Source organism: Salinivibrio proteolyticus (assembly GCF_027286365.1).
GTDB classification, from domain to species: Bacteria; Pseudomonadota; Gammaproteobacteria; order Enterobacterales; family Vibrionaceae; genus Salinivibrio; species Salinivibrio proteolyticus.
In genome coordinates this window covers 2,215,737-2,237,350 of record NZ_CP114584.1, presented here as the reverse complement: position 1 = coordinate 2,237,350, position 21,614 = coordinate 2,215,737, and the positions used below count along the sequence as shown (strand labels likewise).

General features: G+C 50.9%; 18 protein-coding genes. 11 read left to right on the top strand and 7 right to left on the bottom strand.

Annotation, left to right across the window (positions count from 1 at the left end; translation table 11 throughout):
* Positions 1–5: 5 nt before the first annotated feature.
* Complete coding sequence (locus tag N7E60_RS10595; protein WP_069587196.1) at positions 6–764, top strand: MlaA family lipoprotein; 759 nt, start codon at positions 6–8, stop codon at positions 762–764.
* 83 nt (positions 765–847) lie between these two features.
* On the opposite strand, the gene N7E60_RS10590 is transcribed toward N7E60_RS10595, so the two are convergent.
* The 3 genes from N7E60_RS10590 to N7E60_RS10580 form a co-directional block, all read right to left on the bottom strand.
* Positions 848–2,131, bottom strand: a complete 1,284-nt coding sequence (locus N7E60_RS10590; protein ID WP_269597459.1) for an outer membrane protein transport protein — start codon at positions 2,129–2,131, stop codon at positions 848–850.
* Between the two features lie 278 nt (positions 2,132–2,409).
* On the bottom strand, positions 2,410–3,114 hold the full coding sequence (locus N7E60_RS10585) for a DUF3379 family protein (RefSeq protein WP_269597458.1): 705 nt from the start codon (positions 3,112–3,114) through the stop codon (positions 2,410–2,412).
* Entirely contained in the window at positions 3,101–3,619 is a 519-nt protein-coding gene (locus N7E60_RS10580; RefSeq protein WP_269597457.1) for a sigma-70 family RNA polymerase sigma factor, read from the bottom strand. Before N7E60_RS10580 ends, N7E60_RS10585 begins: the two co-directional genes overlap by 14 nt.
* Positions 3,620–4,104: 485 nt before the next feature.
* Between N7E60_RS10580 and fadI the strand changes: the two genes are divergently transcribed.
* Together fadI and fadJ are read left to right on the top strand one after the other, a co-directional pair.
* Positions 4,105–5,415, top strand: a complete 1,311-nt coding sequence (fadI, locus tag N7E60_RS10575; RefSeq protein ID WP_069587203.1) for an acetyl-CoA C-acyltransferase FadI — start codon at positions 4,105–4,107, stop codon at positions 5,413–5,415.
* The gene (fadJ, locus tag N7E60_RS10570; RefSeq protein WP_108743115.1) at positions 5,415–7,544 is read left to right on the top strand and encodes a fatty acid oxidation complex subunit alpha FadJ; all 2,130 of its coding nucleotides are present in this window, start codon (positions 5,415–5,417) and stop codon (positions 7,542–7,544) included. The genes fadI and fadJ overlap by 1 nt, the downstream gene beginning before the upstream one ends.
* Positions 7,545–7,638: 94 nt before the next feature.
* Here the strand turns inward: fadJ and N7E60_RS10565 are convergent, their stop codons facing one another.
* A complete protein-coding gene (locus N7E60_RS10565) occupies positions 7,639–10,416 on the bottom strand; it encodes an insulinase family protein (protein ID WP_269597456.1) in 2,778 nt (925 codons plus the stop codon).
* Between the two features lie 144 nt (positions 10,417–10,560).
* Between N7E60_RS10565 and sixA the strand changes: the two genes are divergently transcribed.
* Positions 10,561–11,043 carry a phosphohistidine phosphatase SixA gene (gene sixA, locus N7E60_RS10560; RefSeq protein WP_269597455.1) on the top strand — a complete coding sequence of 161 codons (483 nt, stop codon included), beginning with the start codon at positions 10,561–10,563 and terminating at the stop codon, positions 11,041–11,043.
* Between the two features lie 13 nt (positions 11,044–11,056).
* Here the strand turns inward: sixA and smrB are convergent, their stop codons facing one another.
* Positions 11,057–11,587 (bottom strand): endonuclease SmrB, encoded by a 531-nt coding sequence (gene smrB, locus N7E60_RS10555; protein WP_069587210.1) that lies wholly within the window; start codon positions 11,585–11,587, stop codon positions 11,057–11,059.
* Positions 11,588–11,707: 120 nt separating this feature from the next.
* Between smrB and prmB the strand changes: the two genes are divergently transcribed.
* Both prmB and aroC read left to right on the top strand, forming a co-directional pair.
* Positions 11,708–12,640, top strand: a complete 933-nt coding sequence (prmB, locus tag N7E60_RS10550) for a 50S ribosomal protein L3 N(5)-glutamine methyltransferase (RefSeq protein ID WP_077455546.1) — start codon at positions 11,708–11,710, stop codon at positions 12,638–12,640.
* 167 nt (positions 12,641–12,807) lie between these two features.
* Positions 12,808–13,881: a chorismate synthase gene (gene aroC, locus N7E60_RS10545; protein WP_077765042.1), complete on the top strand. Its 1,074-nt coding sequence runs from the start codon at positions 12,808–12,810 to the stop codon at positions 13,879–13,881.
* A gap of 57 nt (positions 13,882–13,938) precedes the next feature.
* Here the strand turns inward: aroC and N7E60_RS10540 are convergent, their stop codons facing one another.
* Positions 13,939–14,562, bottom strand: a complete 624-nt coding sequence (locus tag N7E60_RS10540; RefSeq protein WP_269597453.1) for a trimeric intracellular cation channel family protein — start codon at positions 14,560–14,562, stop codon at positions 13,939–13,941.
* Positions 14,563–14,763: 201 nt separating this feature from the next.
* Between N7E60_RS10540 and N7E60_RS10535 the strand changes: the two genes are divergently transcribed.
* Positions 14,764–15,315: an elongation factor P hydroxylase gene (locus N7E60_RS10535; protein WP_269597451.1), complete on the top strand. Its 552-nt coding sequence runs from the start codon at positions 14,764–14,766 to the stop codon at positions 15,313–15,315.
* 10 nt (positions 15,316–15,325) lie between these two features.
* Complete coding sequence (locus tag N7E60_RS10530) at positions 15,326–15,601, top strand: YfcL family protein (RefSeq protein WP_069587231.1); 276 nt, start codon at positions 15,326–15,328, stop codon at positions 15,599–15,601.
* Positions 15,602–15,687: 86 nt separating this feature from the next.
* Here N7E60_RS10530 and mnmC read toward each other — a convergent pair whose 3' ends face one another.
* Complete coding sequence (gene mnmC, locus N7E60_RS10525; protein ID WP_269597450.1) at positions 15,688–17,688, bottom strand: bifunctional tRNA (5-methylaminomethyl-2-thiouridine)(34)-methyltransferase MnmD/FAD-dependent 5-carboxymethylaminomethyl-2-thiouridine(34) oxidoreductase MnmC; 2,001 nt, start codon at positions 17,686–17,688, stop codon at positions 15,688–15,690.
* 119 nt (positions 17,689–17,807) lie between these two features.
* Between mnmC and fabB the strand changes: the two genes are divergently transcribed.
* From fabB to N7E60_RS10510, 3 genes are all read left to right on the top strand, one after another.
* Entirely contained in the window at positions 17,808–19,022 is a 1,215-nt protein-coding gene (fabB, locus tag N7E60_RS10520; protein WP_069587218.1) for a beta-ketoacyl-ACP synthase I, read from the top strand.
* A 256-nt stretch (positions 19,023–19,278) separates the two neighbouring features.
* Positions 19,279–20,433 (top strand): 4-phosphoerythronate dehydrogenase PdxB, encoded by a 1,155-nt coding sequence (gene pdxB, locus N7E60_RS10515; RefSeq protein ID WP_077641379.1) that lies wholly within the window; start codon positions 19,279–19,281, stop codon positions 20,431–20,433.
* The gene (locus N7E60_RS10510) at positions 20,430–21,443 is read left to right on the top strand and encodes an aspartate-semialdehyde dehydrogenase (protein ID WP_077455475.1); all 1,014 of its coding nucleotides are present in this window, start codon (positions 20,430–20,432) and stop codon (positions 21,441–21,443) included. The genes pdxB and N7E60_RS10510 overlap by 4 nt, the downstream gene beginning before the upstream one ends.
* Positions 21,444–21,614 lie beyond the last annotated feature (171 nt).

Sequence of the window (21,614 nt, the reverse complement as noted above, 5' to 3'; positions counted from 1 at the left end):
ATTTGATGTGGAAACGTCTTTGTTTGATAGCGGTCGTGCTCGGTTTGCTATCTGGGTGTGCCTCGCGACCTGAAGGTGCCGAGCCCCATCCTGAAGACCCGTTAGAAGGGTTTAATCGTGCGATGTGGACTGTCAACTATGACTATTTAGACCCTTACGTTGCACGGCCTGTTTCTATCGCCTACGTCGATTATGTTCCCAGTCCAATGCGGACCGGTATTTCGAACTTTTTAGGCAACCTTGAAGAGCCTGCGAGCTTTTTAAACAGCTTATTGATGTTGGAAGGGGAGAAAGCTGTCACTCACTTCAACCGTTTCTGGATCAATACCTTGTTTGGGCTCGGTGGCATTATTGATATTGCCTCGGATGCGGATATTCAGAAATACGATCAGCGCGAATTTGGTGACGCGATGGGGCATTATGATGTTGGCCACGGCGCCTATTTGATGCTACCAGGGTATGGGCCAACGTCTGTGCGAGAAGGCGCAGGGGAGTTTGTCGACGGTTTGTATCCGCCACTTGCCTTGCTGACTTTGCCGCAATCGGTACTCAAGTGGATGTTCGAGGGGATGGAGTCACGTGCTGCACTCGTCTCACAGGAATCGCAGTTGGATAACTCGCCAGACCCTTACGCTTTCGCGCGAGAAGCCTATTTGCAAAACCGTTTGTATCGCGCGAAAGGCGATGAGGCGCTGAAAGAACAACCTGCGCTCAACGATGAGTTCTTGGATGATTTTATCGATGACATTGACGCCGCGCCGTAAATCTTCATAAGCCGCTTGCGCGAAAAGGGATAAAAAACACCACGGCCAAAACCGTGGTGTTTGTATTTCGTCAAATCAAAATATTAGAAACGGTAGCTAGCTTGCACACCCAGCAGCCACACATTACCTGTGGTTTCACCTTCAAAATTGCCGCCAAACACAGATCCTGATTGATCGGACGCAATTCCATCACGAGGCTCCTTCACGGGAGCATCTTTGGCAAAAACATAAGTAAAGGCTGCATCTAAAGTCAGTTGTGACGTCACGTCATAGCCAGCACCCACACTCACCCAAGTCCGGTCGGTTTCAGGGATGGTCAGGGTACGGTTTTTATCGCTCACTGCTGAGGTATCGTAAGCAACGCCTGAGCGCAACGTCAGTTTTTGATCCCACTGGTAGGTAGTTCCCACGGCAAAGCGATAGTTGTCTTCCCAGTTTTCTACTTTCACCATTTTTGGATCGCTAGACAGCGAGGGGATATTGGCTTCAAGCTTGTCAAAGCTGCTCCAATCGGTCCAATTAAGGCTGGTATGCACTGCCCATTTTTCCGATAATTGATGCAGGGAAGATAATTCTGCAGTCGCTGGCAGAGTCAGATCCATGCTGCCAGAAAAATGACGGTTTGGATTGGCTGAGTCATAGCTCAACCCTTCAGCATGGCCTTCAAGTGTTAGCTCGACTTCAGAACGATAGTTAAAACCGATGCGGTTATTGTCGTTGATGTCATAAGCAACACCGAGTTGCCATCCCCATGCGCGGTCATCCCCTTCCATATATTTGAGGGTCGTCCCTTTCGGGTAAGGGCCGTATTGCGCGCTGCTTTTCGCTCCAATACTGCCTTCACCCAACACATAGCGAAGGCCGGCGCCGACGCGCAATTGCTCGGTGGCTTTCCACGCAAGGTTTGGATTGATTTCAAACGTAGTGACGGCCGCTTCATTACCAAACTGAGTACCGGTAAAGTCATTGCCCAAATCGGTTTCCATACCAAAGTTGGTGGCGAGAGCTAGGCCGGCGGTAAAGCGGTCATTGATCGGATGCGAAAAGTAAAAGTTAGGAATAACCGCATCATGAGCGACGTCACTGGCAGATGTCTTACCGTAAGTCGCATTATCACCTTCAATATCGACATTTGGGTTGACGTAAATGCCGCCGGCAGAAACTTGGGTGTCTGCTAGATAGCTCAACAAGGCTGGGTTACGAAACTGGGCGCTGGCGTTATCGGCCATTGCGGCTTCACCGGCAAATGCGCGGCCTAGGCCCGTTGCGGAGGTTTCGGCTAATTGAAAACCTGCACTGTACGCGGAGGTTGAAAGAGAGCCCAATGCCGCAGCGACGGCGAGATAAACGATCTTATTATTTTTCATCGGCTTACTTGTTCGCTATAAAAAGGGACGCTCAGCCTAAACTCTCTTGAGGTTAAATCAATTTTCCTGTCGTATATGGTGAGTAAAACAGAATAAAAATCTATTTTTAATTTTTAAGCTAGTTTTTGTTACTAATTTTAGTGGTTGGTTAGTTAGCGATGATCAGTATTTCAGCGTACATCTGTGTACACGCGTGTTCGCTAAAAAGGGACGGGCCAACCGCTATCAACGAGTGGAGCATGAAAGAAAAGCGGCGAGTATGATCGCCGCGTATTTTGTTATATCGCTTGTGGGTGCAAATGGCTTTGCAGTTGCTGGGCAAGCGGTGACAATGTCTCGTTCGCTTCACCGACGACAATGACGCTCGCATTATGAGCCGGCAGGCTTACCGACATCATATTACCATCACGCTGCTGAGCAGGAGATTGACTGGACATGGGAACCACAAAAACCGTATAGGCCTGCCCATCAGCTTCCATCACCATATGCAGCGCATGTTGGTCACCAAAACTGCAATGGTTGATATAGGTGACTTGGCCGGGGAGCTGGGTGAAGGCTTTGCCGAAAGGACGTAACTTAGCGTTAACCTGTTGAATGCTGGCATTTTCATTAACACCCTCGATAAAGGCATGTTCATGATAGTAGTGTGCCAAGGCCACACGGTTGATATCCACGCTACCCAATCCCCAGTTAAATTGCCCCAAAGCTATCCCAAATACAAACGCAATCGATGCGGCGATCGCCAGATGCCAGCGAGGTCGCTTCGTCTGAGCAGCGACATGGGATGTTTGTGCAAATACGATTTTATCCGCCAAATCCTCAGGCACATCGACCCGCAAGGCTTGGTCGATTTTACTGTCGAGATCGGCAATATCGTCGGCATACTGTTGATGGCTTGCTGACGCTGACTTATGTGCTTGGACATCTGGATCTGTGGTATGCGGATCAGCCAGAAGACGGCGACGGAATTCAAGATCGTCCATAGTGTTTGCCTCCCGGGTTGGCGTTGGTATCGAGTGCTTCTTTGAGTTGCGCTCTTGCTCGGAATAAACGTGTCATCACTGTGTTTTTATTTAAATCAAGGATCTGAGCGATTTCATCGCCACTAAACCCCGCGATCACTTGCAGCACTAGCGGCTCTCGGTACTCAGGGGCGAGGGCTGCGATTTGACGGTGTAACCAGCGCTGCTCCATCGAGGCTTCTTCACTTGGGCGAGTATTATCGACCCACTCTCCCTCTTCGACCTCGACGGTATCGAACTGTTTACGTTCGAAACGTCGCGCATTTTCTCGGCGTAAAATAGTAATAAGCCAGGCTTTTGCGGCTTTATCATCGTGCAAACTGTCCAGTGCTCGCCATGCGCGCAAACAGGTTTCTTGCACTAAGTCTTCCGCGATATGCGGGTCTTTCGCTAGCCAGAAAGCATAGCGATAGAGGTCACGGTGCCAAGCGCGCACCAGTGCCTCATAACGGGCTTGTCGGTTCATACCTGACTCGACCTTATAAGGTGACGATTAATTTCATACTGACCGTGAAAAGTGTCATTAAATTTCATCTTTTCACGAAAAGCGGCGTAACTTTGATCTGTTTCAATATAGCGTACTCACAAGTCGGTAAAGTGAACCCTGTCGTTATCGGCCATGTGTCGACACTCGTGAGGTTGAGTGAACGGCGTTTCCTTTTTGAATGATATGACTTTCTGTTCGGATCTGGGTGCGGGGAAAAGCACTGCACACTTCCCAGATTATCGTTTTGCTTTCCAATCTTTTTTGGGGCTCACGCTAGCGTGTAGCCCCTTTTTTTATTGCGTATTTTCTTTTCAATCCTCTGAAAATAAATCACTGTGATCAGCCTAGGCGCTGAATTGTGCGCCTGTTGGCAATCTTACCAATCAATTAAAACGGATGTTTTAAGCTGGTAACATTTTAGTTACACTCGTGGTCAGACCTGTAGAACATCCTAAGGAGCAGTGATGACGTCTCAGCAACACCTTAAAACCAGCAAGGGCGATCGTATCGCCATTGTGTCTGGGCTGCGCACGCCATTTGCCCGCCAGTCAACCGCCTACACAGATGTCCCCGCGGTTGACCTCGGAAAAATGGTGGTTCAAGAAATGCTCAATCGCAGTGCGATTTCGCCGAAAGACATCGATCAAGTCGTGTTTGGTCAAGTGGTACAAATGCCGGAAGCCCCAAACATTGCCCGTGAAATTGTATTGGGGACAGGTATGGACATCCATACTGACGCCTACAGTGTCACACGTGCTTGTGCGACCAGTTTTCAAGCGGTGGTAAATGTTGCTGAGAGCATGATCGCGGGCAATATCGAAGTGGGTATTGCTGGGGGCGCGGACTCGTCGTCCGTACTGCCCATTGGTGTGAGCAAGAAGTTAGCACGCACTCTGTTGGACTTGAGTAAAGCCAAAACAATGAGCAAGCGTTTGAAGCTGCTCAGTAAGCTTTCGGTGAAAGATCTGGCACCTGTCCCACCTGCGGTAGCGGAATATTCAACCGGCCTGAGCATGGGGCAAACCGCAGAGCAAATGGCAAAGTCACATCAAATTAGCCGCCAAGAACAAGATGCCTTAGCGCTACGCTCGCACCAACTGGCGAGCAAAGCGTGGGACGAAGGCTTGCTCAGTGATGAGGTGATGACGGCGTATCCTGAGCCTTACAAAGCGTGGATTGCACAAGATAACAACTTACGCCCGCAATCCACTCTTGAGGATTACGCGAAACTGCGTCCGGCTTTTGACCGCAAGCATGGCTCGGTCACCGCGGCAAACAGTACGCCGCTCACTGATGGTGCCGCTGCGGTATTGATGATGCCAGAAAGTCGTGCCAAAGCACTAGGACTCGAGGTATTGGGCTATATCCGCTCGTATGCATTCTCAGCCATTGGGGTGCAAAAAGACATGCTGATGGGACCGTCTTACGCGACGCCGCTTGCGCTCGATCGTGCCGGTATTTCACTGTCCGATTTAACCTTGATCGATATGCACGAGGCCTTTGCGGCACAAACCCTCTCGAATGTAAAAATGTTTGCATCCGAGACGTTTGCACGTGAGCACCTTAATCGTGACCGCGCGATTGGCGAAATTGATATGGATAAATTTAACGTCTTGGGGGGCTCGATTGCATACGGCCACCCATTTGCGGCAACCGGTGCCCGTATGATCACCCAAACACTGCGTGAACTGAAACGTCGTGGCGGCGGACTGGCCCTTAACACCGCATGTGCCGCAGGTGGCCTTGGCGCAGCAATGATTTTGGAGGCGGAATAATGACAGTCGAAAACCATCAAGCCTTTACGTTACATATCGCTGACAACCAAGTCGCTTGGCTAAAAGTGGATGTTCCCGGAGAAAGCATGAATACCCTACAGGCAAGCTTTGTCGAAGGGGTCTCCGAGGTACTGGATCAACTGGAAAACAACACTAATATCAAGGGGCTTGTGATCCATTCTGGCAAGCCTGATAACTTTATTGCCGGTGCGGATGTGCGCATGCTCGATGCGTGTGAAACAGCTGAACAAGCCGCAGAGATTGCCGCACAAGGACAAACGCTGTTTGCACGTATTGAGAAGCTGCCCTTCCATGTTGTAGCTGCAATCCATGGCCCATGTTTGGGGGGCGGATTGGAGCTCGCGTTGGCGTGTCATAGCCGTGTCGCGACCGATTGGGACAAAACCCGACTCGGGCTGCCAGAAGTGCAACTGGGGTTATTACCCGGCTCGGGCGGTACGCAGCGACTGCCACGTCTGATTGGTGTGCCAAATGCGCTAGATATGATCCTAACCGGCAAACAACTGCGAGCGAAAAAAGCGAAAAAGCTCGGCGTGATTGATGACTGTGTTCCGCATACCGTATTGCTGGATGTGGCAGAAGCCTTGGCGCAAAAATCAAAGCCCAAGCGCCCGCGTAGCTGGCAAAGCTGGATGCTCAGCGGTAATGCGGTGGGTCGTAACTTTGTCTTTGACCAAGCAGGAAAGAAAACTCGCGCGAAAACACGGGGGAACTATCCTGCTGCGGATGCGATTCTCGCGGTGGTGAAAAAGGGGTTAGATAAAGGCATCCAAGCAGGTCTTGAAGAGGAAGCGCGCCGTTTTGGTGAATTGGTGATGACCAGCGAGTCCAAAGCGTTGCGTAGCATTTTCTTTGCGACCACGGCAATGAAAAAAGAAAACGGTGCAGATGCTGAGCCGGGCGAGATTAAACGGATTGGCGTCTTAGGTGGCGGCTTGATGGGCGCCGGGATTGCCCATGTATCAGTCGCAAAAGCCGGCTATCCTGTCCGAGTGAAGGATGTCAGTGAAGACGGCATCTTAAACGCGCTTCGCTACAGCTACAATTTGCTCAACAAAAAGCGCAAGCGTAAGCAGATCAGTAAAGCGGAACTGCAAGCGACCATGATGCAACTGTCTGGCGATACGCAAGCGACCACCTTGTCGAATGCAGATGTGGTGATTGAAGCGGTGTTTGAAGATTTATCACTCAAGCATCGTATGGTCGAGGAAATGGAGTCAATCACAGGAAACGAGGCAATTTTTGCCACCAATACCTCGTCATTGCCTATTCACCAAATAGCTCAAGGCAGCCAGCGCCCGGAGAACATCGTGGGCTTGCATTACTTTAGCCCGGTGGAAAAAATGCCGCTGGTGGAAGTCATCCCGCATACAGGTACCAGTGAGAAGACCATTTCGACGGTGGTAAAACTGGCTCGTCAACAAGGTAAAACGCCTATCGTGGTTGGTGACAGTGCGGGCTTTTATGTCAATCGTATTCTAGCGCCCTATATGAACGAAGCGGCGCGAGTGTTATTGGCTGGCGAAAGCATTGAGCATATCGACAATGCTTTACTCGACTTCGGTTTCCCAGTTGGTCCGATCACCCTATTGGATGAAGTCGGAATCGATATTGGGGCTAAGATTGCGCCCATTTTGACTCAAGAGCTGGGTGAGCGTTTTGAAGCGCCAGATGTGTTTGATGTGTTGCTGAACGACGACCGAAAAGGGCGTAAAACAGGCAAAGGATTTTACTTATACGATACGGGCAAAAAAGGCAGCAAGGGCAAACAGGCCGATAAAAAAGTGTACAGCCTGCTCAATATCAAGCTGAATCCAACGCTCTCTGGCCATGACATCGCACAGCGATGTGCGCTGATGATGCTCAATGAAGCGGCGCGTTGTTTGGATGAAGGGGTGATCCGCTCTGCCCGTGATGGTGATATCGGTGCGATTTTCGGCATTGGGTTCCCTCCTTTCCTAGGTGGCCCTTTCCGCTATATGGACCAAGTGGGAATAGAGCGCATTGTGAGCTTGCTGCAATCTCATCAAGACCGTTATGGGGACCGTTTTGCACCGTGCGAGCGTTTGGTGATGATGGCAAAAGAAGGGCAACAGTTTTATCCCTAAGCTCGGCGTGTCACCTGAATCGAAAGGGCAGCGTTACGCTGCCCTTTTTTATAGTGGCCTGACAAAGGACCACTGTGGTTTCGCAGTGACGCGCTTATTCTTCGCTACGGCCACAAATGGCGCGAAATGCGTCAATATCGCGAATAGGATGCGCACCGTCTAATTCGGCATGTTCACGGTGCTCGCTGCCGCAGCTATGCATGACAAGCCTATCCGCGGTTCGCGGTTTGAGACGATTAACCACAAAACGCACCATGTCGGCTCGGGTTAGCGACTCCATGGCCTCGGCCACCTGTTCACGGCGTTCGTAGTGATAGTCTTTATTGCCGATACTGATCCAATAGCGCTGCGCGCGAGCGCGCAGGTTATTATCTGGCTCGCGAATTTGCGCTAACAGGCTTTGCTTACTGCTTTGCCAGCGCGCTTCGCTCATTTCCAGCAAGATCATAAATAGCGCATTGAGGAAATCATCCACGGCGGCCATCAGTTGGTTAGGGCCTGCCATTGGCGATTGGACGTAAAAGATCAGCCCTGGGTGGCGATTTAACGGTAAATTGCCAGCGCCTACCATGTATCCCAATTGTTGGCGCGTGCGCAACTCGTTAAAAAAGGTGGCTGACATCAGATGATTGGCAAGCGTGTAGGTGGCGACCGCTTCAGAGGAGGTGTCTGGACTTTGGTAGTACACCAACAACGCCGACTCCGCATGATCGAGTGCTAGCTCGTAGCTCACGGTGCCGCAGTCGTCTAATAGGGTCAGCGGCCGGACCGATTCTTGATAGGTTTGGTCGTCTACCCGCAGCGCATCTTTAACGGTTTCGGCCAAGGCCTTCGCTTGGTGACGGTGCCAGTTGCCGTAGACAAACATATCCACATGCAGCGTGGCGAACATGGCCTCAACGAACTCGGGTAAATCGGCGAGCGTGACGGTGTCGAGCGCGTCGAGTAAGGCTTGATAGGGTGGGTTATTGGGCTGCAATATCCCCGTCATGCTGTTATATAGCTGACTTAATGGCTTATTTTTGGCCCCGTTCTCCCAATTACGCTTAAGTTGGCTTTTGATCACTTCAAAGCGTTCGGGCTTAAAGTTGCGCCGTGAAAAGGTGTCGAGGATCAAGGCCAACAGCAGCGGCTGTTTATCATTAAAGCCACTGATGTTTAGTGTAACGCCACCTTGATGGGCATATAAGTTGTAATTAATGCCTGCAATTTCTGCTTGGTAGGCATGTTCGTTTAGCGCTTCAAGTAGCATTTCGACGCTCAAGCGCGTCATGACAATGTTTTTGACGCTGGCGACGGCATGTGGACTATCAATGGCAATGTAGACATGCCCTTTGGGCACCCGAAAGTGAGGCTCTTGACCATGCCAGAGCCGGAACCCTGGCAGCTCTTCTATCAATATTGGCGTATCGCTCGCATCATCTTCAAGCGGCAAGGGACGCAGCGCATCGGCAATGTAGGGATTTGGATCAGGTAACGTCAGCGCAGGAGAAATATAGGTGGTGCGCCATTTCTCACACTGCTTTTCGCTAAAGTGCTTCACCGCGTAGGGGGTGTCATACCATTTGGCTAGTTTGTCGTATTTAAAGCCTTTGGCAATCAAGGTTACCCTGAGGTTATCGACCGTCATTTGCTGCAGCATGGCTTGGATTTGGGCGTGGTCAAATCCGGCCATCATGTAATCCCCGTATACCACCTCAATCGGGTCATAATGCTGCATATTCATCACCAGCTGACTCACTGTATCAATCGGGCGCAGCGGCTCTTGATAGTAAAACGCAAGCTCTTGGACTTGGCGTTTTTCTTGGTAACGCCACGCTTCCACACCGTATTGGCGGATAAGTTGAATGGCTTGAAACACATAGGTGATAATGTCGTCGAGCTTGCTCAAGCCCAGCTCGGTGAGTGCAAGGCTTAAGGTAAACTCACGGAAATCTTTGCCACTGATGCCGCCGCCTGCAGAGAGGGTATTGATGTAGCCTTTGCTTTTGAGCAGAGACATCAAGCTACCGGGGCCTTCGTAGCCGAGAAGGTGGGCGATGTAAGATAGAGGTTTCGTGCGGTATTGATATTCGCTTTCGGGCAGTGAGAACGCGAGGGTTAACTTGCGTACCTCTTTAAGTGGCTCCACCGTGACCCACTGGCGTCGCTGTGCGGCACTAATCAGTGGTTCATGGATGCGCAGTGGCGAATAGTCGTGATTGATAATGGCACTAAAATGCTGCTGTGCCATCGCTTCTAGCTCATCAAGCGACTGTGGGCCCGTGACGGCTAACGTCATCAGGTTAGCGCTGTAATTGGCGTGATAAAACGCAATCAGATCGTCTCGCACCGACTGACCCGCTCTGTCTGCTAAGGTCTCCAAGCTTCCGACTGAGAATTTTGCGAAAGGGTGAGCAGGATTAATGGTTTCTTTATGGACTTGATAGATGCGTCGCACATCGTCGTTGAGCTTCATGCGATATTCAGCATCCACGGACTGACGCTCTTTATCGACAGCATCGGCATCAAAGCGAGGCGAAATAAAAAACGCGCTGAAACGGTCGAGAGCCGCGCGGAATTGGCTGGGGCGAATATCGAAAAAGAAGGTGGTGTTTTCAGTCCCTGTCCACGCGTTATTATGGCCACCATGCTGGCTAATAAAGCGCTGAAAGTCACCTGCTAGCGGATACGCATCCGTGCCCAAAAACAGCATATGCTCGAGAAAGTGTGCCAAGCCTTCTCGGTCGGCTGGGTCATGAAAATGGCCCACATTAACAGATAAGGCTGCCGCGCTGCGGTGTGCCGCAGGATCGGAGACTGCCAAAACGCGGAGTGCGTTGGGCAGGGTGAAATAACGGTAGCGCTTATTGTCATTTGGGCTAACATGCACAGGCAACTCGATATCGTTTAAACAAGTTATGCCTCAATTATGACTACCAGTGACCTGAGTCGCAAACCACTTCTTTGGTCTTTTGCGATATACATTGGTAGCATGCGGCTAAATCACAGATAACTGTTGTGAGTATTTCTGGCTATGAAACTGATCATAATGCGTCATGGGGAAGCACAAGCGTTTGCTGCAAGCGATAGCGAACGCGGTTTAACCGCGAATGGCGAGCGACAAAGTGAGCAAATGGCAGCTTGGCTCAGTCAACATTTGGCTGGCGAGACGATCGATAAAGTGTTGGTAAGTCCTTACTTACGTGCCCAGCAAACATGGCAAGTCTGTGCGCCGCACCTTCCTGCCCGTGAGGTTGCCACTGAGCCAGACATCACGCCTTATGGTCAGAGCGACCAAGTTTATACCTATCTGCAAGCCATGTTTGACGTAGAAGCACCGAATGTCGTCCTCGTGGTATCTCATTTGCCGCTGGTGGGCTATTTGACCAACGAGTGGTTGCAAAATGGTCAGCCGCCAATGTTCTCGACGTCAGCCATGGCGATACTTGGTATCGATGATCAAAACGATACGGCCGAGCTTATTGCAATGATGTCACCGCGCGAGCTACAAGGCTAAACCGGCTCGGGAGCTAGCGGTCGGAAACGTCGATTAACACCAAGAGTGCACCATTACCGCCGAACTCCAGTGGGGCCTGATGAAATGCCAATACATCCGGATGCTGTGCGAGCCACAGCGGGATTTTTTCTTTGAGGATCCCTTTGCCGATGCCGTGCATGACACTGGCACACTGGACGCCGTCTTTGACACAGGCAGCCAGCATCGCGCCGAGTTCACGTTTTGCTTCCATCTGTGTCATGCCATGTAAATCTAAATAGATATCGGGCACATAGACGCCACGACGCAAGCGCTTCACCTCATATTTTGAGACGCCTTGGCGAGCGTATTGCATAGGGCCAGATTCACTGAGTAAAGGCTCAAACTCATCAGAAAAGTAAAAGGCATGATCGCGGCTTTGTTGCTCGAATCGCTGCTGTTTGCGCGGTTTGCTCGTCTGGCGTTGTGGCGGGTTTATGGTATCCTGCTCCAACTTTTTTGCGCCTTTGACGGCATCACGGAATAATGCAAAATCCTCTTCCGTTATTGATGGTTTTTTGCTCATAAAAACTGTCCCCGAGGTGATAATCTGAATTGTACATTCAACCAGCTCAAAATGCTGCTTATTGTACTGACCTCGCGTCAAAGGGCGACCCTAAATTGCATGAAGCCGATGGAGGCCAATGTGGATACGATTTTTACTGAAGAAGTGGTCAGCGAATTACATACGCTGCAAGACATGCTGCGCTGGACAGTCAGTCGTTTCAATGCGGCAGGGCTGTTTTACGGTCATGGCACAGACAATGCTTGGGACGAGGCGGTACAGCTTGTGCTTCCTACCTTATATCTTCCTGTCGATGTCCCGTCTGAGACGCGTTTTTCGCGCCTGACCACCAGTGAAAAACATCGTATTGTTGAGCGTGTCATTGCACGGATTAACGATAAAACCCCTGTTGCGTACTTGACCAACAAAGCCTATTTCTGTGGCCTCGAGTTTTTTGTTGACGAACGCGTCTTGGTGCCACGTTCACCAATTGGTGAGCTGATCCAACAAGAGTTTGCCGGCATTTTACCGCATGCTCCAAGCCGCATTATGGACCTATGCACCGGCAGTGGCTGTATTGCCATTGCATGCGCCTATGCGTTTCCTGAGGCGGAAGTCGATGCGGTTGATATTTCTACCGATGCGTTGGAAGTGACCGAAATCAACATTCAAGATCACGGCTTGGAAGAGCAAGTGATCCCGCTTCGATCTGATTTACTAAAAGACGTCCCGCAAGATAAGTACGATTTGATTGTTAGCAATCCTCCGTACGTGGATGCAGAAGACATGGCTGATCTGCCTGACGAGTTCCGCCATGAGCCTGAATTAGGGCTGGCTGCCGGGACGGATGGATTAAAACTGGTTCGTCGTATCCTAGCCAATGCTCCGGATTACCTCACCGACGATGGTGTACTGATCTGTGAAGTGGGTAACTCGATGGTGCACATGCAAGAGCAATATGGCCACCTACCGTTGCATTGGATCGAATTCGAAAACGGCGGTCATGGCGTGTTCATGATCTCGCGTCAGGATTTGGTTGCCTGTGCTGAGGAATTTGCGCTTTATCGCGACTAGTCACACGTGCTTCGCATACTTTTCTAGCCAGCCTTTGTGCTGGCTTTTTTTATTTTGGCACTGACGACCAGAGGTGGATTTTTTTTGCGTCTTTGACTGCTTTGTGGTTAATTGCTAACAAAGTACGCAAAAACACAACAATGCCCATCAGGCAAACAGAGGAAGGCATGGCAGGCAACACGATTGGACAAATTTTTCGCGTGACGACGTTTGGAGAAAGCCACGGTATCGCACTGGGCGCGATTATTGACGGCTGCCCTCCGGGGTTGGCGCTGACGGAAGCGGACATGCAGCATGATCTTGACCGTCGTCGCCCCGGCACATCGAAATACACCACACAGCGTCGCGAGCCTGACGCTGTTAAGATTCTCTCCGGTGTGTTTGAGGGCAAAACCACGGGGACATCGATCGGCTTGATGATCGAAAATACCGACCAACGCTCAAAAGATTACTCCAAAATCAAAGATGTGTTTCGTCCCGGCCATGCAGATTTTACTTACCATCATAAATACGGCATCCGCGACTACCGCGGCGGTGGTCGTTCGTCAGCGCGTGAAACCGCGATGCGTGTTGCCGCCGGGGCGGTGGCTAAAAAATACCTAGCCCAAGTCCACGGTATTCAAGTCCGTGCCTACTTGGCGCAGATGGGCGATGTGACCATAGACACAGTTGATTGGGCGCAAGTTGAACAAAATCCTTTCTTCTGTCCTGACCCAAATAAACTCGATGAGTTAGACGCACTTATCCGTCAGCTCAAAAAAGACGGCGACTCGATTGGTGCGAAACTGACCGTAGTGGCGGAAAACCTGCCGGTAGGCTTAGGAGAGCCGGTGTTTGACCGTTTAGATGCTGATATCGCCCACGCACTGATGGGGATCAATGCGGTGAAAGGTGTCGAGATTGGCGATGGTTTTGATGTGGTAACCCAGCGCGGCAGCGAGCATCGTGATGAAATTCACCCTGACGGCTTTGCCTCAAACCATGCCGGTGGCATTCTGGGGGGAATTTCTTCAGGCCAGCCGCTGGTTGCCCATTTAGCCCTAAAGCCGACGTCTAGCATTACGGTGCCGGGAAAAAGCATTGATATTCACGGGGAGTCCGCGGATGTGGTTACCCGAGGCCGTCATGATCCTTGTGTAGGGATCCGCGCGGTACCGATTGCTGAAGCCATGGTGGCGATTGTGCTTATGGACCATTTGCTGCGTCATCGTGGCCAAATGGGGGCGAACCCCAGCATATAGTTTTGGAATCAGTCGATTACCCAAAAAAGCCGCACCCAGTTGTGCGGTTTTTTATGATCAGTGCAGCGATGAAGGCGCTTCAAAGCGGAAAACCGGTAACGACCAACCAAAGCGAAGGGCGGCCATTCTAAATCCAAAGCCGATCACTAAACTGACAACCGTCGCAATCAGTTCACCGACATCGAGACGAATCAAGCTAAAGTAAAGCGCACCGGTGACAAAGGCGACCAAGGCATATAGCTCTTTATGCAAGACCATCGGCGATTGACGACAGATTAAGTCACGCAATAGTCCGCCAAAAATACCGGTTATCAGAGATGAAACCATGCAAATCAGAGGATGTAGCCCCATATCCATCGCAACGCGGCAGCCAATAATACTGAAGGCGGCAAGGCCCAGTGCATCTAGGGTGACAAACAGTTTATAATTGCGTGCAACCCAGCTGGCAATCCACGGGGTAATCAAGCCTGCGACGCAAGTAATTACGAGAAAATGCGGGTTAGCAACCCAAGTGAGAGGGTAGTGGCCAAAAAGAATATCGCGGACTGTTCCGCCACCGATAGCGGTGGCGCTGGCGACAAACATCACCCCAAACCAGTCCATGTGTTTTCTGCCTGCGCAGAGCGCACCTGTCATGGCTTCCGCGGTAATGCCGATGACATAAAGCGTCAATAACAACATACAACCCGACACCTTATACTGAGATTAGAAATTGACGCGCATTGTAGTGGCCTTAACGGCCTCACACAATCAAATTTGTGATGAGGAATAAATAAAAAAGAGTGTTTAGATTGAAAGGCTTAGCTAATAGAGATGCTACTTTTTATCGCTAAAAATGTCTTTTTTGTTACTGATTGATATTTAATCCTATTAAAGTGCTGTATGACCCACGATTATCACGACTTAATTCGGCTTTTTAACCAAACATTTCTTAGCACGTTCAATACTGAACTCTTACTGGGCGGCGATGAACCCATTTATCGGCCCGCGGATGCAACGTACCCACATCATCGGGTGATTTTTGCGCGCGGTTTTTTTGCTTCTGCGTTACATGAAATTGCACATTGGACCATTGCCGGCGAGAAACGCCGTCAATTGGAAGACTATGGCTATTGGTATCACCCCGATGGCCGTGATGCTGACACGCAAGCCGCCTTTGAGGCGGTGGAAGTGAAGCCACAAGCGATTGAGTGGGTACTGTCTGCAAGCTGTGGGTTTCGTTTTCAAGTCAGTTGCGACAATTTAAGTGGTGTCGAGCCAGATCGCCATGCGTTTACTGCCAAAGTGCGTCAGCAAGTGGTGGACTACCTGAGCGAAGACAGCACAAGCCCCGCATTACCCGTGCGTGCTAAGCAGTTTTCTGATACCTTGCGAGGCTTTTACGGCATTGCCCCGTTAACGCCCAACGATTTTGCATTGCCCGAGTCAGGCTAAGAGAGACATGATGATCCAAGACTACGAAGAACGTATTTTGACCTTGATTGATGAGATGGTAGAAACCGCCTCTGATGATGAGTTATTTGCCAGTGGTTATTTACGTGGCCATGTGTCTCTTGCCGCTGCAGACTGCGAACTGGAAGGTCTTGATGACGTTGCTTCGCTCAAAGCGCGTGTGGATGCCAGCCTTAATGACAATGCCAGTGAATTGTCTCCCGGCGATCAACGTTTGGTGGGCGCATTGTGGGACTTGCTGCAGCAACAAGTAGAAAAAGACCAATAGTCTTCGCCGCTGAGCGCATGAAATAAGCGGCGCCGACAGTAAACAGCCATCGTCGAGACGATGGCTGTTTTGTCTCGTACCCGTGGTTACAAGGCTTTACCTTTTAACAGTTTACGTACCCACATTCGGCCTGGGTGCAGGCTGTCGAGCACCGTTTGTGGTAATGGCAAAGGTTCATCACACAACTGTGCGGCGAGTATTTCCGCGGCAAGCGGCGCGGACGTAAGACCACGTGACCCCAAGCCGAGTAAGCAAAATAGCCCCGGATAGACAGGCACGGAGCCTGCTTTTTCTTTGTCCTTTTGCAAATTCTGGTACGCAGTAATCAGTGCGTGATAGTCGCAAACATTGCCCACAAACGGAAGGTGATCGCGACTGGCGCAGCGTACGCCCACACGTCCTTCTTTTGCAACTGGCACGGCACGCGCCCAGTCGGTATCAATACAACCGGTGAGACGCTGTTGGTTCTCGGTTTGCTCGTCAGCTTGGAAAGTGAGGTCTGCATTATTCCGGCTGTAACTGGCCCCCAAGCAATGCTCTCCTGCTTGATTGACCGGCGTTAAATAGCCTTCGAAACACAGCACTGTATTGAGTTGACGCAGCTCAGCATTGGTGGGGACATGGCTCACTTGACCTCGCACCGGATAAACAGGAATCGGCTGTGTTTGGCCAAATTGGGCGGATTGGTGGCCATTTGCGATTACGACATTATGATGCCAAACCTCACCAAGTGCTGTACTAAGCGTCCAGCCATTGTCGGCTTGCGTCAGTGCATCCACGTGGCAATCAAAATGTGCGCGCAGTTGTCCACTCGCGATAGCCGCATCAATCACAGCGGCCGTAAATTGTTGTGGGCTCATCCACCCACCCAATGGATAAAATACGCCTGCATGACCGGTTTCTAGGCCGACCGTCTCAGCCACATCAGCCTTATCGATTGGCTTGACGAGTGTGTCTGGAAAGTCACCCTTGGTCATTTTAGCCAGCTTGGTCGCACTTTTCTCATCGTAACCCAGTTGCGTCACGCCACACCATTGGTGTTCAAACGCGATCCCTTGCTCGTGTTGTTGCTCAACAAACTGGCGAGCAAACAAAAACGCAGGAGCAAAAAATTGGCTTAAATTGTCGTTATTGCCATTTAAAAGTGGATAAATGGCACCTTGGCGGTTACCTGATGCTCCCGCCGCAGGATGTGAGTCTTGGCTATAGAGGGTGACGCGTTTTCCGCGTTGAAGTAATGCCGTGATCAATGCGGCACTGGCAACCCCTCCGCCAATCACTGCAATATCATCTGCCGATATAGCGGGAGTCCGTGCGTACCATGGTTGAAAGCTGGTCGCCGTTTTCCGCGTGGGTAATCGGCCTGCCAGCATTTCGCGTTTGTGGCCAAACCCTTTCACCTTTTTCATGTCAAAACCGGCAGCTAATAGACCACGACGGACAAAACCAGCGGCGGTAAAGGTGGCGCAAGTACACTGCTCACGGGCAAGCCTAGCCATGCCATCAAATAAATCTTGATTCCACATCTCCGGGTTTTTGCTCGGGGCAAAACCGTCGAGATACCAAGCATCGACAATCCCTGCAGCGCCAGTCGGCACCTGTGGTAACCAATCTTTAATATCACCAAACCACAAATCGAGTGTAATCTGACCTTGTGCCAGCACGATCCGTTGACAGCCCGCCAAAGGGACAGGGTAGTGAGAGCGAAGCTGCTCTGCATACGGGACAAGCTCAGGCCAAGCTTGATGCGCACGGTCAAGATCTTCTACGGTCAGAGGGTATTTTTCGAAACTGATAAAGTGCAGTTGCGTGACCGCCGCATCGGGTTGGGCTTGGCGGAACTGCGCAAAGGCGTGCCAGGTCGCGAGAAAGTTTAATCCGGTGCCGAAACCGGTTTCCGCGATCACAAAGCGGGGCGATGAGTGGGTCTCCCAGCGGGTGGGGAGTTGGTTTTGAGCCAAAAACACATAGCGGGTTTCGGCGAGGCCGTCAGCGTTAGAAAAATACACATCGTCAAACTGGTCGGCGACCGGTGTGCCAGTGTCGTTCCAACTGATTTGCGCATGTTTAATTGAGGGAGAGCTCACAAATGCCTCATACAAAAATGTCGTAAAAGCGAAATTGTACTGACTGAAAGGAAAGCTGACCACTTATCAGCTTTAAAAACGCTATCATCCACTGCGAAATTAACGTCTAGGAAAGAATCATGAAACGAGCTGTCATTACAGGCATGGGGATTGTTTCCAGTATTGGTAACAACGTCAAAGAAGTGCTGGAGTCGCTCAAAGCGGGAAAATCTGGCATTAACTTCTCTCAGCAGTTTGCCGATATGAAACTGCGCAGTAACGTTTGGGGTGACCTCAAACTGAACCCCGCCGACCATATCGACCGCAAAAAAATGCGCTTTATGGGTGACGCGGCTGGCTTTGCTTATCTTGCCATGGAGCAAGCGATTGAACACGCAGGTCTTGCACCTGAACACGTCTCTAATGAACGGACCGGCCTTGTCGCAGGCTCAGGCGGTGCGTCTTCTGTTAACCAAGTAGCCGCGGTCGATATTCTTCGAGAAAAAGGGGTTAAACGCGTTGGCCCTTACATGGTGCCACGCACTATGTCCTCGACGGTCTCTGCGTGCTTGGCCACCCCATTTCAAATTAAAGGGGTGAACTACACCATGAGCTCTGCCTGTGCGACGTCGGCACACTGTATCGGTCATGCACTCGAGCTCATCCAATTGGGTAAGCAAGATATCGTATTTGCGGGTGGCGGCGAAGAGCTTGATTGGTCATTGACCATGATGTTTGATGCCATGGGTGCGTTATCAACGAAATACAATGACGATCCACAAAAAGCTTCACGGACCTATGACGCAGACCGCGATGGGTTTGTTATCTCTGGCGGTGGCGGCATGTTGGTGGTCGAAGAGCTTGAGCATGCATTGGCGCGTGGCGCGACCATCTACGGTGAAATCGTCGGTTATGGTGCGACTTCTGACGGCTACGACATGGTTGCCCCGTCAGGCGAAGGCGCTATCCGTTGTATGAAGATGGCGATGCAAGATGTGGACGGCGACGTGGATTATATCAACACCCACGGTACATCCACGCCAGTCGGTGATGTCAAAGAGCTTGGCGCGATCCAAGAAGTTTTCGCAGGTAAGAGCCCAGCGATTTCAGCGACCAAAGCCATGACGGGCCACGCATTAGGCGCGGCAGGTGTGCATGAAGCCATTTATTCGACGTTGATGCTGGAGCATGGCTTTGTGGCGCCAAGTATTAACATCGAACAACTCGATCCTGCTGCAGAAGGGTTGGATATTGTCACTACACCGCGTGAGCAAGCACTGACGCGAGTGATGTCGAACAGCTTTGGCTTCGGTGGCACCAATGCGACCTTGGTGATCGAAAAATATCGCGGTTAATCCGCCCCTCGTTTTCCAGGTTTGCAGAGCAATTCTGCCATCAGACGCGGGCTATTATCGTTGAGAGCCGGTAATAGTCTTTTCAGGTCCTGGATTTACCCGGCTTCGGCCGGGTTTTTTTATGCCGGTTCCTGCCATCGATAATTCCACCGTCCCCCGTTGAGCAAGGGTGTTTTCTTGTAACGAGCCAGATACAATATTGCTTTCGCATTTTGCATCGGATACGCGGTGCACCGACTCACACAGGACGTTGAACGTGAAAATTGTTGTAGACGAAAACATGCCTTATGCCCAAGCCTTGTTTAGCCAATTGGGTGAGGTCGTGGCATTACCCGGGCGCGCAATTAGCGCGGCGGATTTGATTGATGCTGATGCATTAATGGTAAGAAGTGTGACACAAGTGAATCAGGCCCTAGTCAAAGGCGCGTCTCGGTTACGTTTTGTCGGCTCTGCCACCGCGGGTGAAGATCACCTTGATTTTAACGCCCTGCATGCACAAGGTATTCACGCGACGGCTGCGCCCGGCTGCAACAAAGTTGGGGTTGCTGAGTATGTGATCAGCGCGCTGCTTGTCTTGGCCCAACAACAAGGATTCTCGATTACAGACCGGACGGTCGGTATTGTGGGAGTCGGGCACGTGGGCAGTTATCTAGCCGAGCGCCTTGATGCGCTAGGGATAAAAACGGTGTTGTGCGATCCGCCTCGCCAAGATGCCGGTGATCCACGCCCAATGGTTGATATTGATACACTTATTGCATCGTGTGATGTAGTGACTTTTCACACACCATTAACGCGCGATGGCCAATACCCCACCTACCATTTGATGAACGCGACACGTTTAGCGGCATTGGGCGCGGGCAGTATATTGATTAATGCGGCGCGCGGCCCTGTGGTTGACAATCAGGCCTTGAGTGCACGACTCGATCAAGGCGACATGGATGCAGTGCTTGATGTGTATGAGCATGAACCCGAGGTTGATCTGGACCTCATGGACAAGCTGACCTTTGCCACGCCGCATATTGCAGGCTATGGCTTAGAAGGAAAAGCGCGCGGCACTACCATGGTATTTAACGCACTGTGTGAACACCTTGGCCTGCCTCATCGTGCCCACGCCAGTGACTTGCTACCGACGGCCCCCATCCCTCATGTGACGCTTGCCCAGCCATGGCAACAAAGCGATCTAATGGCATTGACACAATTGGTCTACGATATTCGTCGGGACGACAGTGATTTTCGTCGCGCAATGCATGGCGCTGGGGACAATAAACCCGCGCAACGTACAGCCTTTGACCAATTACGAAAAAATTACTGGGATCGACGTGAGTACAGTGCGATCACAGTAGCCGGACAGACGGATTTCGGGTTACAGTCGCTGGCTAAGCTCGGCTTTAGTATTGAGGAGCAAGCATGACACAAGCATTTGACGTTGCGGTTTTAGGCGCAACAGGCGCGGTAGGACGCGCGATTATTGATAGCCTAGAAGAGCGCGACTTTCCGATTGGGACACTGCACCTGCTCGCTAGTGAGCGCAGCGAAGGAGAAACCATCAAATTTAAAGGCGAAAGCCTACGTGTTCAAAACGTAGAGAAGTTTGATTGGACCCAAGTGCAAATCGGCCTGTTTTCAGCCGGCGCACAAGCGTCTGCGCAGTGGGCGCCGATAGCGGCAGACGCAGGTGTCGTCGTGATTGATAACACCTCCCAGTTCCGTTATGACTTTGATGTCCCTCTTGTGGTCCCCGAAGTAAACCCGGCCGCGATTGGCGATTTTCGTAACCGCAATATCATCGCTAACCCCAATTGTTCCACCATCCAAATGCTGGTAGCGTTGAAACCGATTTATGACGCAGTGGGAATCGAGCGTATTAACGTGTCGACCTATCAATCTGTCTCGGGTTCCGGTAAGTCGGGCATCGACGAACTTGCCGGACAGACGGTAAAACTGCTCAATAGTCAAGACGCTGAACCAGCGCTATATAGCAAACAGATCGCGTTTAATTGTTTGCCGCAGATCGATCAGTTTATGGATAATGGCTACACCAAAGAAGAAATGAAAATGGTGTGGGAAACGCAGAAGATCTTTGCCGATGAAATGATTGGCGTGAACCCTACCTGCGTGCGTGTTCCTGTTTTCTATGGCCATGCCGAAGCGGTGCATATTGAATGCCGTCAACCAATTGACGCTACAGAAGCGGTGGCAATCTTGAGCCAACATGAACATATCGAAGTGTTCGAGGGTGAGGACTACCCGACGCAAGTGAAAGAGGGCACTGGCACTGACAAGGTGTTAGTGGGTCGGATCCGCAATGATATTAGCCACCCGAATGGCTTAAACCTTTGGGTTGTGGCGGATAATGTCCGAAAAGGGGCTGCAACGAACTCAGTGCAGATTGCGGAACTGCTGGTACGCGATTACTTGTAAAATTGCCACAGCGTTTATCGCAACGATCGCAAGACGCCATGATACCCTGTCATCATTGACAGGGTATTTTTTTTAGGCACTATTTTTGCTTTGAACTCGGTGTGTCGCGGCAAATTGCCGGTAATCGTAAAGTAAAACTGAGGCCAAGCGCCCACAGTTTGATCGCACAAC

Bases quoted from the DNA above. Each gene is read 5' to 3' on its own strand.
- N7E60_RS10595 (WP_069587196.1), top strand. From the start codon at position 6: ATGTGGAAACGTCTTTGTTTGATAGCGGTCGTGCTCGGTTTGCTATCT.
- N7E60_RS10590 (WP_269597459.1), bottom strand. From the start codon at position 2,131: ATGAAAAATAATAAGATCGTTTATCTCGCCGTCGCTGCGGCATTGGGC.
- N7E60_RS10585 (WP_269597458.1), bottom strand. From the start codon at position 3,114: ATGGACGATCTTGAATTCCGTCGCCGTCTTCTGGCTGATCCGCATACC.
- N7E60_RS10580 (WP_269597457.1), bottom strand. From the start codon at position 3,619: ATGAACCGACAAGCCCGTTATGAGGCACTGGTGCGCGCTTGGCACCGT.
- fadI (WP_069587203.1), top strand. From the start codon at position 4,105: ATGACGTCTCAGCAACACCTTAAAACCAGCAAGGGCGATCGTATCGCC.
- fadJ (WP_108743115.1), top strand. From the start codon at position 5,415: ATGACAGTCGAAAACCATCAAGCCTTTACGTTACATATCGCTGACAAC.
- sixA (WP_269597455.1), top strand. From the start codon at position 10,561: ATGAAACTGATCATAATGCGTCATGGGGAAGCACAAGCGTTTGCTGCA.
- smrB (WP_069587210.1), bottom strand. From the start codon at position 11,587: ATGAGCAAAAAACCATCAATAACGGAAGAGGATTTTGCATTATTCCGT.
- aroC (WP_077765042.1), top strand. From the start codon at position 12,808: ATGGCAGGCAACACGATTGGACAAATTTTTCGCGTGACGACGTTTGGA.
- N7E60_RS10540 (WP_269597453.1), bottom strand. From the start codon at position 14,562: ATGTTGTTATTGACGCTTTATGTCATCGGCATTACCGCGGAAGCCATG.
- N7E60_RS10535 (WP_269597451.1), top strand. From the start codon at position 14,764: ATGACCCACGATTATCACGACTTAATTCGGCTTTTTAACCAAACATTT.
- N7E60_RS10530 (WP_069587231.1), top strand. From the start codon at position 15,326: ATGATCCAAGACTACGAAGAACGTATTTTGACCTTGATTGATGAGATG.
- fabB (WP_069587218.1), top strand. From the start codon at position 17,808: ATGAAACGAGCTGTCATTACAGGCATGGGGATTGTTTCCAGTATTGGT.
- N7E60_RS10510 (WP_077455475.1), top strand. From the start codon at position 20,430: ATGACACAAGCATTTGACGTTGCGGTTTTAGGCGCAACAGGCGCGGTA.